Raw genomic sequence first — 15,114 nt, forward strand, 5'->3', positions numbered from 1 at the left:
GAACTGAGATGGCGTTTGCTGCGGATTCGATTCTGGTCTTCCTCGACACGATGCCCTCGGGCGAGCTGGCGAAGTCGTCGGCGGGACTGCTCGGCGCGGCGTCTGAGGTGGGAACGCCCGTCGCGCTGGTGATCGGCGACGAGAAGCTCGCGCAGGATGCCGCTGCGCTCGGTGCGGCATCGGTGCTCGTGGCATCCGGTGACCGGGTCGACGCGCTCACGGCGGCTGCCGCTCGCGTGCAGCCCGATGCCGTTCTGCTGTCGCACTCGGTCGAGGGCCGTGAGGCGGCGGCGCGATTCGCAGCCCGCACCCGCTCCGGGATCGCCGCCGATGCCGTCGGCGTCGGTCGCGACGATGAGGGCGTCGTGGCGCGGCACTCCGTGTACGGCGGTGCGTACAACGTGGATTCGGCCGTGACCTTCGGAGCACCCGTCATCACGATCCGCCAGGGCGCCGTGGACACGCGCGCCGAGGCGGTCGCTTCGCCGACGGTCGAGACGCTCGAGGTTGCGGCATCCGGCCGTGCGTCGGCGACGTTCGGCGACCTGCAGGAAGCGGTCGTGGCGTCGTCCCGCCCCGAACTGCGCGGTGCGGCCAAGGTCGTCTCGGGTGGTCGTGGCCTGGGGTCGGCAGAGAAGTTCGAGCTCGTGAACGACCTCGCCGATGCGCTCGGCGCCGCCGTGGGCGCGTCCCGCGCAGCGGTGGATGCGGGCTACGTGCCGCAGTCGTTCCAGGTGGGCCAGACCGGTGTGTCGGTCGCGCCGCAGCTCTATGTCGCTCTGGGCATCTCGGGTGCGATCCAGCACAAGGCGGGCATGCAGACGGCCAAGACGATCGTCGCGATCAACAAAGACGGCGACGCCCCCATCTTCGAGATCGCCGATTTCGGCGTCGTGGGCGACCTGTTCACGGTCGTTCCGCAGCTGATCGCCGCCCTCGAGGCGAAGAAGAAGGCGTAACCCGTGGCGACTTTCGGGCGCACGATTCGTCGTGGGCTTCCGCGGCGGCCCGGCGGAGACCCCTGGCCTCCCGCCGGCGAAGCGCCGGTAGAGGGCGGCTCCCCGGCTGCGGCGCCGACGGCCGACGTGGCGCCCGCTGCCGCCGCCGCTCCCGCGGTCGCCGAAGAGCGCGCGGTGACGCGGGACGTCGCCGCGGCCTCGGCCTCGGCTCCGGCGCCCGAGACTGAGTTGCCGCAATCTGCTGCTTCGGATGCTGCCGACGAGCGTTCTGCGGCACATGAACCAGCGTCCGCGGCTGCCGCGACGCCCGTGGCCTCTGCTGCGCGCTCCGTGCGCCGTGGACTGCCGCGCGTCGCCGGCGGCGAGCCGTGGCCCCCGGCATCCTTCGCCGCAGCAGGCGCCGCCGCTGCCCCCGCCGCCTCCGCGGCACCGGCCGCCGCCCCGGCGCCGACCACCCCTGCTACAGGCGCCGCCGCCCCGGCCGCGACCGACAAGCCGTCGGCGGCGGAATCGCCGGCGCCGGCAGCACCGAGCGCGGCCGCTCCGGCTGCGGCAGCGAGCCCGTCGGCATCCGGCGCCACCTCGCACGCCGTGCGGCGCGGATTGCCGCGCGTAGCAGGCGGAGACCCCTGGCCCCCCGCGGACTACACCGCCGTCACCACAGTGGAAGCGCCTCAGGCCACGCCGCCCGAGAACACGGCGGCCGAGACCACCGCGCCCGATACCGCCGCGCCGGCACCTGTCGGTGATGTCGTGCCCGCGGCATCCGTTCGCGATGTCTCGGTGCCGCTGCCCTTCACCCGCACGGTGTGGCAGGGCGCCGCGGCGCAGGAGTTCGAGCGTCAGCGCCGCTCGGGTGTCGTCGCGACGGCTCCCGAGCCCGAGCGCATCGGAGCGTTCACCCGCGGTCAGTGGGCCGGTGCGGTGCTCGTCGCCGGCGCCGGTCTGCTCTTCGCCGCCGGAATGGCCGTCGTCGCCGTGCGGTGGCTGCTCTCACTCGAACCGCTGCAGGACTTCCTCGCCGCCTACCCCGGCGAGTACCACCTGCCCGAGGGCGCGCCGGTCGGGTTCCCCGCCTGGCTGGGGTGGCAGCACTTCTTCAACGTCTTCCTCATCGTGCTGATCATCCGGTCGGGTCTGCGGGTGCGCACCGAGAAGCGTCCGACCGCCTTCTGGTCGCCGCGCACGAACAGCAAGCGCAAGATCAGCCTGAGCCTGTGGTTTCACCAGTCGCTCGACATCCTGTGGGTCGTCAACGGCGTCGTCTTCGTCGTGCTGCTGTTCGTCTCGGGGCAGTGGATGCGGATCATCCCGACGAGCTGGGAAGTCTTCCCCAACGCCCTCTCGGCCATCCTGCAGTACATCTCGCTCGACTGGCCGACCGAAAACGGGTGGGTCAACTACAACAGCGTGCAGCAGCTGGCGTACTTCACGACCGTGTTCATCGCTGCGCCGCTGGCCATCATCACGGGCGTCCGCATGTCGGGCATCTGGCCCAAGAAGGCCAAGACCCTCAACCGGCTCTACCCGGTCGAGTGGGCGCGTGCCGTGCACTTCCCGGTGATGCTGTACTTCGTCGTGTTCATCGCGATCCACGTCTTCCTCGTGTTCGCGACGGGAGCCCTGCGCAACCTGAACCACATGTATGCGGCACTGGGGTCGACGGACCCCAACGCCTATGCCGAGAATTGGACCGGGTTCTGGTTCTTCGTCGCCTCGATGGCTGTCATCGCGATCGCCTGGGTCGCCGCGCGCCCGCTCGTCCTGGCCCCGATCGCGCGCCTGTTCGGCAAGGTCAGCTCGCGCTGATGGCCGCCGACGCGCTGCCGATCAGGGCGGTGACGAGCGCGCTCACAACACGGATCCTCGCGCCCAACGCGGGGCCGATGACGCTCAACGGCACGAACACGTACGTCCTGCGCGCTCCCGGCGCCACGGGCGCCGTCGTGGTCGACCCGGGTCCGCTCGATGACGACCACCTCGCACGGATCACGGCCGAGGGTCCTGTCGAGCTCATTCTGCTCACGCACCACCACATCGACCACGTCGAGGCCGCCCCCGAACTCGCCCGGCGGACGGGCGCCCCGGTGCGCGCGTGGGATCAGGCCCTCTGTCAGGGCGCCGCGGCCCTGCAGCCCGGCGAGCTGCTCGAGGTCGCGGGCCTGCGGATCGAGGCGCTGCACACGCCGGGTCACACGGCGGACTCGGTGTGCCTGCGGCTGCCCGACGACACCACGCTCGACGCCTTCCCGACCGCGTCGGTGCTGACCGGCGACACGATCCTCGGGCGCGGCACGACCATCATCGCCCACCCTGATGGCTCGCTCGGCGCCTACCTCTCGTCGCTCGACACCCTGCAGCTCACAGGCGCCGGCACCCTCGCGCTTCCCGCGCACGGCCCGGTCCTCCCCGACCTGGCCACCACGGCTCGTCGCTACCTCGAGCACCGGCGCCAGCGCCTGCACGAGGTCCAGCAGGCGCTGGCGGACCTCGGCATGTCCGCGGCGACCGACGCCGACACGGTGGCTGCCGTCACCGACCGGGTCTACCCGCAGATCGCTCCCGCCGTGCGCTTCGCCGCCGAGGCCTCGACGACCGCGCAACTCGCCTACCTCGCCGGCTGAGACCTGTCCCGGCTTCAGACGGATGCCGCTCCCGCGGCGAACCCCTCGGCATAGGCTTCGTCGGCGCCGAGGCGGAACATGTCACGCTCGAGCGGGCGCACGATCGAGCGCGCGCCGGGAAGATCGAGCGGGCCGACGAGGTCGGCGCGACCGCGCACGACGGCGACGGGCAGCCGCGACGCCTTGCCCTTGACGAGGTCGGTCGCCGCGGCGAGTTCGTCAGCGACGCACGGCTGAGTGACGACGAGTTCGCGGCCCTCAGCGTCGGTCTGGCCGCGCAGGTCCTCGAAGACGTGAACCCCCGCCGCACCGATCGCCGCATCGGTCTGACCCTCGCGCCACGCGCGGCCGAGCGTGTCGGTGATGATGACGCCGACCCGGGCGCCGAGACGGGCGCGCAGCCCCTGGGCGAGGGCTCGCGCCGAGGCATCCGGGTCGACCGGCAGCAGAAGCACCGTGCCTTCGGGGGTGTTCGATGCGTCGACGCCGGCGGCTGCCGCGACGATGCCGAGGTGGTTCTGCACGATGCGCGTCCGGTGACCGAACCGCGCCGTGCGGGTCGCGACAGTGCGAACGGTCTCCGCCGTGATGGCATCTTCGCGGTCGTCGGCCGAGATGATTCGGCCTTCGGCCTTGGACACGATCTTCGACGTCACGACGACGATGTCACCGTCGGCGAGGGTGTCGCCCGCGGCATCCCCGACGACCGCGACGAGATCCGTTCCCGGGGTGATCTCGGGAATGCCCGCTAGGGCCCAGACCTGCAACACCGTGGGTCAGCGGACGAACCGCACCTCGGTGAGCATCTCACCGAGGAAGGGCTCGGTGTGAGCGGCGCCATCGAGCGTGAACCCGTTGCGCTCGTAGAACCTGTGCGCACGCGGGTTGTCTTCGGCGACCCAGAGGTAAAGCGGCTCGTCCTTCGCGGTGACCGAGTCGAAGAGCTTCTGGCCGATGCCCGTGCCGTGATAGGCGCTCAGCAGATAGATGAAATAGAGCTCGCGGAACGCGGGGGCGTCCTTGTCGCGGGCGGGTCCGGAACCGGCGAAGCCCACGATCTCGCCGTCGACGAGCGCGGCTGTCATGGTGAACTCGGGACCCTGCGCAGCCCAGTGGGTCCACAGCTCCGCCATCCGGCGGGGCGAGATCTTCTCGAGGTTCGCCTTACTGATGAGGTGGTCGTAGGTCTCGTGCCAGCACGTGGCGTGGACGCGACCGAGTGCTTCGGCGTCGACGTCGCGGACCGGACGGACAACGACGTCTGTCTGGCTTTCGGCTTCCATGGCCAGACTCTACGCTGGCCGCGCGAGGACACGAAATCCGCCTGATTCGCCCAGCATCGCTCCTCGTGAACGTGATCTGGCGCACCCTCCTGACGATCCTGCGAACGAAGCTCCTCGTGCGTCGGAACGGACTCATCGACCCCCGCGCCGTCGGACGGGTGCGCGTGCGCACGCTGCCCACCGATCTCGACCTCCTGGGGTACATGGCCTCGACCGTGACCGCGCGGAAGTGGGCGGCTCGATGGCGCTCTGAGGGCGTCGCGGGAATGCAGGACCGGTCCAGCCGCCCGCGCTCGATGCCGACCAAGACGCCGCTCCCGCTGGTCAAGCGGATCGTGCGCGCGAGGTGGCGACGCCGGCTCGGACCGGTTGGATCGCGGGCGAGCTGGGCCTGGCGCCGTCAACCGTTGCTCGTGCGTTGCCGCATCAACCGGCTCAGCCGAATCGACCGGGTCACCGGTGAGCCGATCCGTCGGTATGAGCATGACTATCCCGGCTCGCTGATCCACGTCGATGTCACAAAGTTCGGCAACATCCCGGACGGTGGCGGGCATCGCTTCCTCGGCCGTGCCGCGGGCACCCGGAACCGGCACGCGATGACTGGCGTGAACCGCAACGCCCTCCATCAGCCCCGGCTCGGGATCGGCTACCTGCATACCGTCGTGGACGATCACTCGCGCGTCGCATACGTCGAGATGCACGCTGATGAGCGATCCGAGACCGCGATCAGCGTCCTGCGCCGCGCCGCGCCACGGCCTGGTTCCACGACCGGAACGTCACCGTCGAACGCGTGCTCTCCGACAATGGTGCCTGCTATCGCTCACACGCGTGCCGCGACGCCTGCGCAGACCTCGGCATCCAGCACAAACGGACCCGCCCGTACCGGCCGCAGACGAACGGGAAGATAGAGCGCTCCCATCGCACCCTCGCCGACGGCTGGGCATATGCCAAGTTCTACCCGTCAGAGACCGAGCGTCGCGCCGCCCTGCCCAGGTGGATCCACTTCTACAATCACCACAGGCGACCCTCCGCAATCGGCTCGGCGCCGATCAGAAGACTCGACAACCTGCCTGGACATCACACCTAGGCGTCGCCCGGCTGCGTCGGCGTGAACGGCTGGTCCGCCGTGCGCGCTGCCGTCTCGGTGTAAGCGTCGCGCAACGCTTGGCGCACGGCACGGATGTGCGGATGCGCCGTCGACGAGGAGCGCACCGATGTGAATACCTCGCGCGTGGGTGACCCGGGCAGGTCGAGGAGCTTGACGGGCGAGGCGGGGTCCGCCCACAGCAGGTCGGGCAGGATGCCCACCGCGTAGCCGGCCGAGATGAGCCGCACGTGCGACACGAGATCGGGCAGTTCGAAGCGGACTTCGGGCTCGAAGCCCAGGGCGCGGCACTGCTGCACGGCCCACTGTCGTGCGGCCGTCCCCGTGGGCTCCATGACCCACACGCGATCGCGGAGATCGGCGAGCGATGTCGCGGGGTCGTCGGGCGGCAGTGCGATGCGCACGGGGTCGCTGCCGAGAACATCGCGCTCGAGCCCGGACCGGTGCTCACGCGTGTGCCCGGGGTACTGCTCGGCCACGACGAGGTCGAAGCCGCGGGCCTCAAGCTCGAACAAGCCCTCTTCGGGCGGCACCTGGGCCATGTCGATCCGCAGAGCGGGCTCCCGCTCTGCGACGATGCGCAAGAGCGACGGGGCGAGGGAGAGCGCGGCGGTCTGCATGATCGCGATGCGCACGGGTGCGATGCCTGGCTCGATCGTCTCGAGCTCGGCGCGGATGCTCTCCTCGAGATCGAGAGCCCGCGCGGCGTGCGCCGCGAGGGCTCTGCCCTGCTCGGTCAGGCGCACGCGGCGCCCCTCGGGAACCATGAGGCGCACCCCCGCATCGCGCTCCAGCAGCGCGAGCTGCTGAGAGATCGTCGAAGGGCTGTACGACAACGCTTCGGCCACGGCCGCCAGCGTTCCGCGCAGCGATAACTCATGCAGCATCCGTAAGCGTCGAAGTTCGAACATGGCCCCCACCATTCGTGGCACTTCTAGAACGGTATTGATTATAGATGGCCACTTTTTCCAACGGGTCGGATGCCGCACAGTTGAGGAGTTGAAGCCCGTGTGCCGGGCGTGGTCGACCCTGCCTTCCGGGAGTTGAAAGATAGTGAGCAACGACGTGACGATAGATATCGCCGCTGATTCCATCGCCCTTGCAAAGCGATGGGTGGAAGAAGCCGCTCGAGCGGATGTCGACCCCTCCGCCGAGCGCCTCGCGGGGGTGTTGAAAGACCCCAATGGCCTGCCCTTCACGCTCGGCTTCGTCGACGGTGTGATGCGCCCCGAGAGCTTGACGGCCGCAGCCACGAACCTCAAGCGGGTCGCGCCGCTCGTGCCGAACTTCCTCCCGTGGTACCTGCGCTCCGCCGTACAGCTCGGTGGCGCCGTGGCGCCCATCCTGCCCTCGCCCGTCGTGCCGATCGCGCGGCGTGTTCTGCGCGAGATGGTCGGGCACCTGATCATCGACGCGCGGCCCGAGAAGCTCGGCCCGGCGATCGCGAAGATCCGCGAGTCCGGCGCCCGCCTCAACATCAACCTGCTCGGCGAGGCCGTGCTCGGCGAGAGCGAAGCGCTGCGTCGCCTCGAGGGCATCCACGAGCTCATCCGCCGCCCCGACGTCGACTACGTGTCGGTCAAGGTCTCGGCGATCGCAAGCCACATCTCGATGTGGGCGTTCGATGACGTCGTCGACCTGGTCGTCGATCGTCTCCTGCCGCTGTACTTCACGGCAGCATCCAACGGCACGTTCATCAACCTCGACATGGAGGAGTACCGCGACCTGCACCTGACGATCGCGGTCTACAAGCGCATCCTCGAGCGCGCCGAGCTCACGTCGCTCGAGACCGGGATCGTGCTCCAGGCATACCTGCCGGATGCCGCCCCGGCGCTGCGCGACCTCACGAAGTGGGCTCAGCAGCGGGTCGCCGACGGCGGCGCGCCCATCAAGGTCCGCCTCGTCAAGGGCGCGAACCTCGCGATGGAGCACGTCGACGCGGCCGTGCACGGCTGGTCGCTGGCGACCTACAACACCAAGGTCGACTCGGACGCCAACTACATCCGCTGCCTCGACGAGGCGCTGCACCCCGAGAACACCGCCGCCGTGCGGATCGGCGTCGCCGGCCACAACCTCTTCGACATCGCCTACGCCTGGCTGCTCGCCGGCCAGCGCGGTGTGCGTGACGGCATCGACTTCGAGATGCTGCTGGGAATGGCCCAGGGCCAGGTTGAAGCGGTGTCCCGTGATGTGGGTCCCGTCTTGCTCTACGTCCCGGTCGTGCGTCCCGACGAGTTCGACGTCGCGATCAGCTACCTCGTGCGACGCCTCGAAGAGGGGGCATCCCAGGAGAACTTCCTCTCGGCGGCGTTCGACCTCGCCGACGACGCGACGATGTTCCAGCGCGAGCAGGACCGCTTCACGGCCTCGCTCGCCCGCGCCGTCGACCCGACCCTGGCGATCGGCCCGAACCGCACGCAGAACCGCACGCTCGAGTCGGCCGAGGGCCTCACGCGTGCGGGCGCTCGGGCGCTTCGCCGCGAGAACGCCGCCGAAGAGGAAGGCCTCACTCAGGCCGTGCTCGGCATTGCACGCACAGCCAGTGCAGAGCCCGCCGACACGGCGCCGATCGAACCCACCGCCGAATCGCAGATGTTCGCCGGTGACGCATACGTCGAGACCGCCGTCTACGCGCCGCGCGAGTCGGGCCAGCCCTCTGCGGGCGCCCCCGGCTTCGAGAACGCACCCGACAGCGACCCGGCACTCGGGGTCAACCGCGACTGGGCGAACGACATCCTCAGCCGTGTCGAGCAGTCCACCGCCGGCGTCGAGACCATCAAGGCCGCGCGCGTCGACGACGCCGACGTGCTCGAGACGATCATCACCCAGGCGCGCGACGCCGCCGCCGCGTGGGGCGCCAAGCCCGCCGCAGAGCGTGCCGCCGTGCTGCAGGCGGCCGCGCGCGAACTCGAAGCCCGGCGTGGCGACCTGATCGAGGTCGCGGGATCCGAGACGGGCAAGGTCTTCGCCGAGGGCGACGTCGAGGTGAGCGAGGCCGTCGACTTCGCCAATTACTACGCCGCGACGGCGCGCGAACTCGACAGCGTCAGCGGCGCCGTCTTCGTGCCGGAGCGTCTCACCGTCGTCACGCCGCCGTGGAACTTCCCCGTCGCCATCCCCGCCGGTGGCGTGCTCGCCGCGCTCGCGGCCGGTTCGGCCGTCGTGTTCAAGCCTGCGCCCCAGGCGCGTCGCTGCGCGGCCGTCGTCACCGAAGCGCTGTGGAAGGCCGGTGTGCCCCGTGAGGTGCTCGCGCTCGTCGACATCGACGAGGGCGACCTCGGTCGCCGTCTGCTCTCGCACCCCGACGTCGACCGCGTCATCCTCACGGGTGCGTGGGAGACGGCGGCGCTGTTCCGTTCGTGGCGCCCCGAGCTGCCGCTCCTGGCCGAGACCAGCGGCAAGAACGCCATGATCATCATGCCGTCGGCCGACCTCGACCTCGCGGCGGGCGACCTCGTCAAGAGCGCCTTCGGCCACGCGGGCCAGAAGTGCTCGGCGGCGTCGCTGGCGATCCTCGTCGGCCCCGTCGCGCGCTCGAAGCGCTTCGCCCGCCAGGTCGTCGACGCGACCCGGTCGCTGCGTGTGGGCCTGCCCACCGACCCCATGAGCGAGGTGGGCCCCGTCATCGAGGCTCCCCAGGGCAAGCTCAAGTGGGCGCTGACGACCCTCGACGAGGGCGAGCAGTGGCTCGTCAAGCCCGAGCGCATCACGATCGAGGGTGCGGATGCCGAGAAGTACGAGGGCCGCTTCTGGACCCCCGGCGTGCGCACCGGCGTGCGCAACGGCTCGCGGTTCCACCGCGAGGAGTTCTTCGGCCCCGTCATGGGAATCATGCACGCGAGCTCGCTGAGCGAGGCCATCGAGATGCAGAACGCCGTGGCCTACGGCCTCACGGCGGGTCTGTACACGCAGAACCCCGACGACCTCGCGACGTGGCTCGACCGCGTCGAGGCGGGCAACCTGTACGTCAACCGCGGCATCACGGGTGCCATCGTCCAACGTCAGCCGTTCGGCGGCTGGAAGCGCTCGTCGGTCGGCGCAGGCACGAAGGCCGGTGGCCCGAACTACCTCATCGGACTCGGATCGTGGCGCGCATCGGCTGGGGGATCGACCTCGGCGACCCTGCACCTGCGCGGCCTCGACACGCGCATCACCTCGGTCATCGAGGCGGCTCAGCCGTCGCTGGGCTACGAGGAGTTCGAGTGGCTGCGCCGCGGCGCCCTGTCGGACGCCATCGCGTGGGACCGCGAGTTCGGTCAGGTCAAGGACGTCTCGCGCCTCGGCGTCGAGCGCAACCTGTTCCGCTACCGTCCGGCCCCGGGCGTCACGGTCCGCGCCACGGGTGACGCCACGTGGCAGGCGCTGCTGCGCGTCGTCGTCGCGGGCATCCGCGCCGGCGCCCCGTTCACGGTCTCCACGCCCGTGGGTCTGCCCCCGGCTGTGCGCCGCGTCCTGTCGGACGTGGGCGTCACGGTCTGGGTCGAGTCCGACGCCGAGTGGACCTCGCGCATCGCCGCGTCGCTCGAGGGCGCTGAGCCCGTCGAGCGCGTGCGCCTCGTCGGCTCACCCGAGGCCATCGCTGCGGTGCGCCACGGCATCGCCGAGGCGACCGGTGGCAACCCCGACGTCGCGGTCTACCACGACGAGGTCACGACGGCGGGACGCCTCGAGCTGCTGCCGTTCCTGCGCGAGCAGTCGATCACCATCACCGCCCACCGGTTCGGCAACGCCGACCCGTGGTCGGAAGACGTCATCTGACGCGTCCGCACGCGTGCGCGGCGTCCTGAAGGAAAAGAACTTATCTTTCTGGACGCCGCGTATGCCAGTGGTGACGATTGTCCCGGGGGACGAATCGTGCCGCCGGGCTCGGGTCTCGTGCGGCTCGTCCGAATAGTGGGACCAGCTGCCCCGGTCGTCCGCCTCAGCGCGGGTCGGCCGGGGCATGCTCCGTTGTCTCGATGGGCACCGTGAACGCCGACAGAAGTCCCAGGATCGAGATGCCGAACAGCGTCCACTCTCCGGGCGGCGCCTCGGCATCATCAGGGATGACGTAGACCGGGTGATCCAGCCCCTCGGCGACACGCACTGCGTATCCCTCGCCGAGAGCGGCCATGGCTTCGGCGAAATCGAAGATCGTGAAGGGCGTGCGCAGCCGGTAACCGAACCGCTGCAGCAGTTCGGAATAGAACACCGCGAAGGACTCGATCGATTCGCGATGGCGCTCGGCGCTCGCTTCGCGCAGCTCGGGCCGGGCCCCTGCGGCCGTGCGCAGAGCGAGCGCCGTGATGAAGGCGTGGGAATCGCGGGAGTTCGGCGTCAGGTGGAACCGCGACGCGTACGTGACGTGATCCCGAGCCGCCGCGCGCACGACGTCGTTCATCGTGCCCTCGGATTCGAGCACGTCGCGGATCGCGTTCGACGCGCTCGCGACGGGTTCGGCGAACCGGAGCCTGACCATCTCGACGGCGAGCTCGCGATGGAACTCGTCCTGGTCGGCCCAGATGCGGTACGCGGCCCCCGTGGTCAGCTTGACCGAGCGCAGCACCTCCTGCAGGCGGATGTGCTGAACACCCGCGGTGGCGCCGCGCTGCAACAGCAGCTGCAGCGCGGCGTCCAGGATGAGGCGTCGTGTTTCCTCGGCGGATCGGCGGGCCATGGGCACAGGATCTCAGACCGCGAGGGTCGGCGTCGATGGCGTCATCGGATCGGATCCTGCTGAAGATCGCGGACGTGGTAGAACTCCTCGTCCCACAGCAGGTAGACCAGCCATGCAGGCAGCGAGTACGCCGACTGCAGGTAGTCCGCCTGCGACGCATGGATCTCCCAGCCCTCGTGCTTCTTGCCGACCTCCGCCGACATCGCGAACTCGGGATCGGGTTGGTTCGCGACGACCAGCGCCCCCTGTTCGCCGCCGAAGAGCGACAGCGCCGTGGTCGGACTGATCGTGTAGACGAGGTGACCCGGTCCTGTGTACGGGCCTTCCTCGGCGGCGAGCTCTGTGATCGCGAGCTCGGTGACGCGGCCCATCCGCATGTGGTCCTTGTGGCCGGTTGCGCCGCTGGCCGGCCAGAAGCCGACGACGACGTCCGGCTTCACGCGCTTCATGGTGTCCACGAGCCGGGCGACGAGCTCTTCCTCGGAAACGTCGGGCACGCCGCCGTCGGGGTAGTCCCATACCTCGTGCTCATCGACGCCGAGGTTGAAGCTGTTCTTGAGGGCTTCGGCCGTACGCACGATGCCCAGGTCATCCTGCCGTGCCACCACGGGAACCTGGTGTCCGGCCTCGCCGGCGGTCGCCGTCACCATGGCGGTGTAGGCGCCGTCGCGGTCCTTCGCCCGCCAGAACAGGCCGTTGACCGTCTGCTCGTCATCGGGGTGCGCGAAGACGCCGAGCACGCGCTCGCCGCCGATCTCGCCGATGACCGAGTCGACGCCCTTCGCCGTGGGCATATGGAACAGGCTGCGGCCGGCCCAGTAGCCGCCGACGAGGGCGACGACGAGCACGGCGGCGACGACGATGAGCGCGATCCAGCGCTTGCGCATGAGAGCTCCGGTGTTCGGGTGCCGTCGGCTGTGACGGTCGAAGCATCCTAAAGCGGGCGGCATCCGAGAATCGACGGGTTGCGATGTTGTGATGCGACACACCGGGCGCTCAGGCGCCGCCCGGTCGGCCGTGTCAGAATATTCACTGGCGTGCCCGTGTCGCCGACTCCCCTCTGCGAGTCCCGCCGGGCCTGTGGACAGCGTCCGCCGGATTCCGCAAGGAGCATCATGCCTACGCCGAACACCGTGCCCGAGGACATCGTCACCGTGAACCGCATGCAGCAGCACCGCACGTATCTCATGTGCCGGCCCGAGCACTTCACGGTCAGCTACACGATCAATCCGTGGATGGAGCCCACCCGGCCCACCGACACGGCGCTCGCCGTGCGGCAGTGGCAGACGCTCTATGACACCTATGTCTCGCTCGGTCACGACGTGCAGCTGATCGACCCCGTGCCCGGCCTTCCCGACATGGTCTACACCGCCAACGGCGGCTTCATCGTGGACGGCGTCGCCTACGGTGCGAAGTTCCGCTTCGCCGAGCGCGTGCCCGAAGGGCCGGCGTTCATGGACTGGTTCCGCGATGCCGGATTCGACGTCGTCGAGCCGCGCGAGGTGAACGAGGGTGAGGGTGACTTCCTGCTCGTGGGCGACACGATTCTGGCCGGGGCGGGGTTCCGCTCGTCCGATGACAGCCACCGGGAGCTCGGCGAGGTCTTCGGCAAGGAGGTCGTCTCGCTCGGCCTCGTCGACCCGCGGTTCTACCACCTGGACACCGCGCTCACAGTGCTCGACCCCGTCGAAGGCGACGGAGGCGTCGAGCGCGCCAACATCGCGTACCTGCCGCACGCCTTCGATGAACGCTCGCAGCGCGTGCTCGCTGAGCGCTTCCCCGATGCGATCCGCGTATCCGACGAGGATGGCGCTGTCTTCGGGTTGAACTCCGCCAGCGACGGCCGCAACGTCATCATCTCGCCGCGCGCGAAGGGCTTCGAAGCGCAGCTGCGAGCACGGGGCTACCACCCCGTGCTCGTCGACCTGTCGGAGCTGCTTCTGGGCGGCGGCGGCATCAAGTGCTGCACGCTCGAACTGCGACGCTGAGGGGGATAGTCATGACCACCGAAATGTTCCTGACGGATGCCACGACCGCGGCCATCATCGCCGCTGAGGCCGAGCACGTCGCGCGCACCTACGACCCGCTGCCCGTCGTCATCGCGCGCGGCGACGGCGCGTGGGTCACCGACGTCGAGGGCAAGCGGTACCTCGACCTGCTGTCGGCCTACTCGGCGCTCAACTTCGGGCACGGGCATCCGGCGTTGCTGGCTGCCGCCCGCGAACAGCTCGAACGGCTGACCCTCACGAGTCGCGCGTACCACAACGACCGGCTCGGGGTCTTCGCCGAGGCGCTGGCCGAACTCGCCGGCAAAGAGCTCGTGCTGCCGATGAACACGGGCGCCGAAGCAGTCGAGACCGGCATCAAGGTCGCGCGGGCGTGGGGTGAGCGGGTCAAGGGCATCCCGACGGATGCGGCCGAGATCATCGTCGCGCACGGCAACTTCCACGGGCGCACGACAACGATCGTCGGCTTCAGCGATGACCGGTCGGCGCGCGATGGCTTCGGCCCGTTCGCACCTGGCTTCGTGCACGCGCCGTTCGGCGATGCCGCGGCGCTCGAAGCGGCCATCACACCCCACACGGCCGCCGTGCTGATCGAGCCCGTACAGGGCGAGGCGGGTGTCATCGTGCCCCCCGAGGGGTATCTGCGAGCGGTCCGCGAGATATGCACGCGTCACGGGGTGCTCTTCATCGCCGACGAGATCCAATCGGGGCTCGGCCGCGTCGGCACGACGTTCGCGTGTGACCGCGAACAGGTCGTGCCCGATGTCTATCTGCTCGGCAAGGCGCTGGGTGGCGGCATCCTGCCCCTGTCTGCCGTCGTGGCCGATCGCGATGTGCTCGGTGTCATCCGACCGGGTGAGCACGGGTCGACCTTCGGCGGCAATCCGCTCGCCGCCGCGGTCGGGCTGAGGGTCGTCGAGATGCTGGAGTCGGGCGAGTTCCAATCCCGTGCCCTCGCGCTCGGTGAACACCTCGAGCAGAAGCTCACGGCGCTCCTCGGTCACGGGGTCACGGCGGTGCGCAGCGCCGGACTGTGGGCGGGGATCGACATCGACCCCGCCGTGGGGACGGGTCGCGAGGTCGCCGAACGACTGCTTGCGCGGGGCGTGCTCGCGAAGGACACGCACGGGCAGACGGTGCGCTTCGCCCCGCCCCTGGTCGTGCGGGTGACCGAGCTCGACTGGGCCGTCGAGCAGTTGCGGGTCGCGCTCGGCGCGTGAGTCTCAGACGGGCGGGCGGGCGGATCGAGCGTCTTCAGCACGGCCGATCGGCCCGCCGGAAACGCCGATTTTGACGGAGGCGGAACAGGACATACACTGAGTGAGCTGCCGGGCGGGATGGCTTGAAGCCAAACGCCAGCAGCCGATCTAGCTTCGCGAAGTCGTCATTGACTGCTGTAGCCGACATCACGTCGGAAACGCCGATTTGACAGGCGCGAAGCAAGACATAAGATAGAGAAGTTGCCCGGCGGGCTGGCTTGA

The 15,114-nt window shown here is 69.7% G+C and carries 11 protein-coding genes and 1 pseudogene; 7 read left to right on the top strand and 5 right to left on the bottom strand.

All coding sequences use genetic code 11. The features are described 5' to 3' along the window. Positions 1-8 precede the first annotated feature (8 nt). The 3 genes from AC25Y0_RS09175 to AC25Y0_RS09185 are packed head-to-tail and all read left to right on the top strand — an operon-like array spanning position 9 to position 3,583. On the top strand, positions 9-959 hold the full coding sequence (locus AC25Y0_RS09175) for an electron transfer flavoprotein subunit alpha/FixB family protein (protein ID WP_488123456.1): 951 nt from the start codon (positions 9-11) through the stop codon (positions 957-959). A gap of 3 nt (positions 960-962) precedes the next feature. After that, a complete protein-coding gene (locus tag AC25Y0_RS09180; RefSeq protein WP_488123455.1) occupies positions 963-2,768 on the top strand; it encodes a cytochrome b/b6 domain-containing protein in 1,806 nt (601 codons plus the stop codon). Beyond that, positions 2,768-3,583: an MBL fold metallo-hydrolase gene (locus AC25Y0_RS09185; protein ID WP_488123454.1), complete on the top strand. Its 816-nt coding sequence runs from the start codon at positions 2,768-2,770 to the stop codon at positions 3,581-3,583. The genes AC25Y0_RS09180 and AC25Y0_RS09185 overlap by 1 nt, the downstream gene beginning before the upstream one ends. Positions 3,584-3,597: 14 nt before the next feature. Here AC25Y0_RS09185 and AC25Y0_RS09190 read toward each other — a convergent pair whose 3' ends face one another. Beyond that, positions 3,598-4,353: a coenzyme F420-0:L-glutamate ligase gene (locus AC25Y0_RS09190; RefSeq protein WP_488123453.1), complete on the bottom strand. Its 756-nt coding sequence runs from the start codon at positions 4,351-4,353 to the stop codon at positions 3,598-3,600. Between the two features lie 6 nt (positions 4,354-4,359). Next, positions 4,360-4,866 carry an N-acetyltransferase family protein gene (locus AC25Y0_RS09195; protein WP_488123452.1) on the bottom strand — a complete coding sequence of 169 codons (507 nt, stop codon included), beginning with the start codon at positions 4,864-4,866 and terminating at the stop codon, positions 4,360-4,362. 158 nt (positions 4,867-5,024) lie between these two features. On the opposite strand from AC25Y0_RS09195, the pseudogene AC25Y0_RS09200 reads away from it, so the two are divergent. After that, positions 5,025-5,953: pseudogene (locus AC25Y0_RS09200) on the top strand (IS481 family transposase). Here AC25Y0_RS09200 and AC25Y0_RS09205 read toward each other — a convergent pair. Continuing rightward, on the bottom strand, positions 5,950-6,882 hold the full coding sequence (locus AC25Y0_RS09205; RefSeq protein WP_488123451.1) for a LysR family transcriptional regulator: 933 nt from the start codon (positions 6,880-6,882) through the stop codon (positions 5,950-5,952). The pseudogene AC25Y0_RS09200 and the gene AC25Y0_RS09205 sit on opposite strands and share 4 nt — an antisense overlap. A gap of 142 nt (positions 6,883-7,024) precedes the next feature. Here AC25Y0_RS09205 and AC25Y0_RS09210 point away from each other — a divergent pair, with 142 nt between their 5' ends. Continuing rightward, complete coding sequence (locus tag AC25Y0_RS09210; RefSeq protein WP_488134537.1) at positions 7,025-10,729, top strand: proline dehydrogenase family protein; 3,705 nt, start codon at positions 7,025-7,027, stop codon at positions 10,727-10,729. A 163-nt stretch (positions 10,730-10,892) separates the two neighbouring features. Here the strand turns inward: AC25Y0_RS09210 and AC25Y0_RS09215 are convergent, their stop codons facing one another. After that, positions 10,893-11,627, bottom strand: coding sequence for a hypothetical protein (locus AC25Y0_RS09215; RefSeq protein ID WP_488134538.1), 735 nt, complete (start codon positions 11,625-11,627; stop codon positions 10,893-10,895). 41 nt (positions 11,628-11,668) lie between these two features. Further along, on the bottom strand, positions 11,669-12,514 hold the full coding sequence (locus tag AC25Y0_RS09220; RefSeq protein WP_488134539.1) for a PIG-L deacetylase family protein: 846 nt from the start codon (positions 12,512-12,514) through the stop codon (positions 11,669-11,671). Between the two features lie 228 nt (positions 12,515-12,742). Here AC25Y0_RS09220 and ddaH point away from each other — a divergent pair, with 228 nt between their 5' ends. Together ddaH and rocD are read left to right on the top strand one after the other, a co-directional pair. Next, complete coding sequence (ddaH, locus tag AC25Y0_RS09225) at positions 12,743-13,615, top strand: dimethylargininase (protein ID WP_488123447.1); 873 nt, start codon at positions 12,743-12,745, stop codon at positions 13,613-13,615. A gap of 11 nt (positions 13,616-13,626) precedes the next feature. Then, the gene (gene rocD / locus AC25Y0_RS09230; RefSeq protein WP_488123446.1) at positions 13,627-14,853 is read left to right on the top strand and encodes an ornithine--oxo-acid transaminase; all 1,227 of its coding nucleotides are present in this window, start codon (positions 13,627-13,629) and stop codon (positions 14,851-14,853) included. The last annotated feature ends 261 nt before the right edge of the window (positions 14,854-15,114 follow it).

The organism is Microbacterium sp. Y547 (assembly GCF_057669785.1).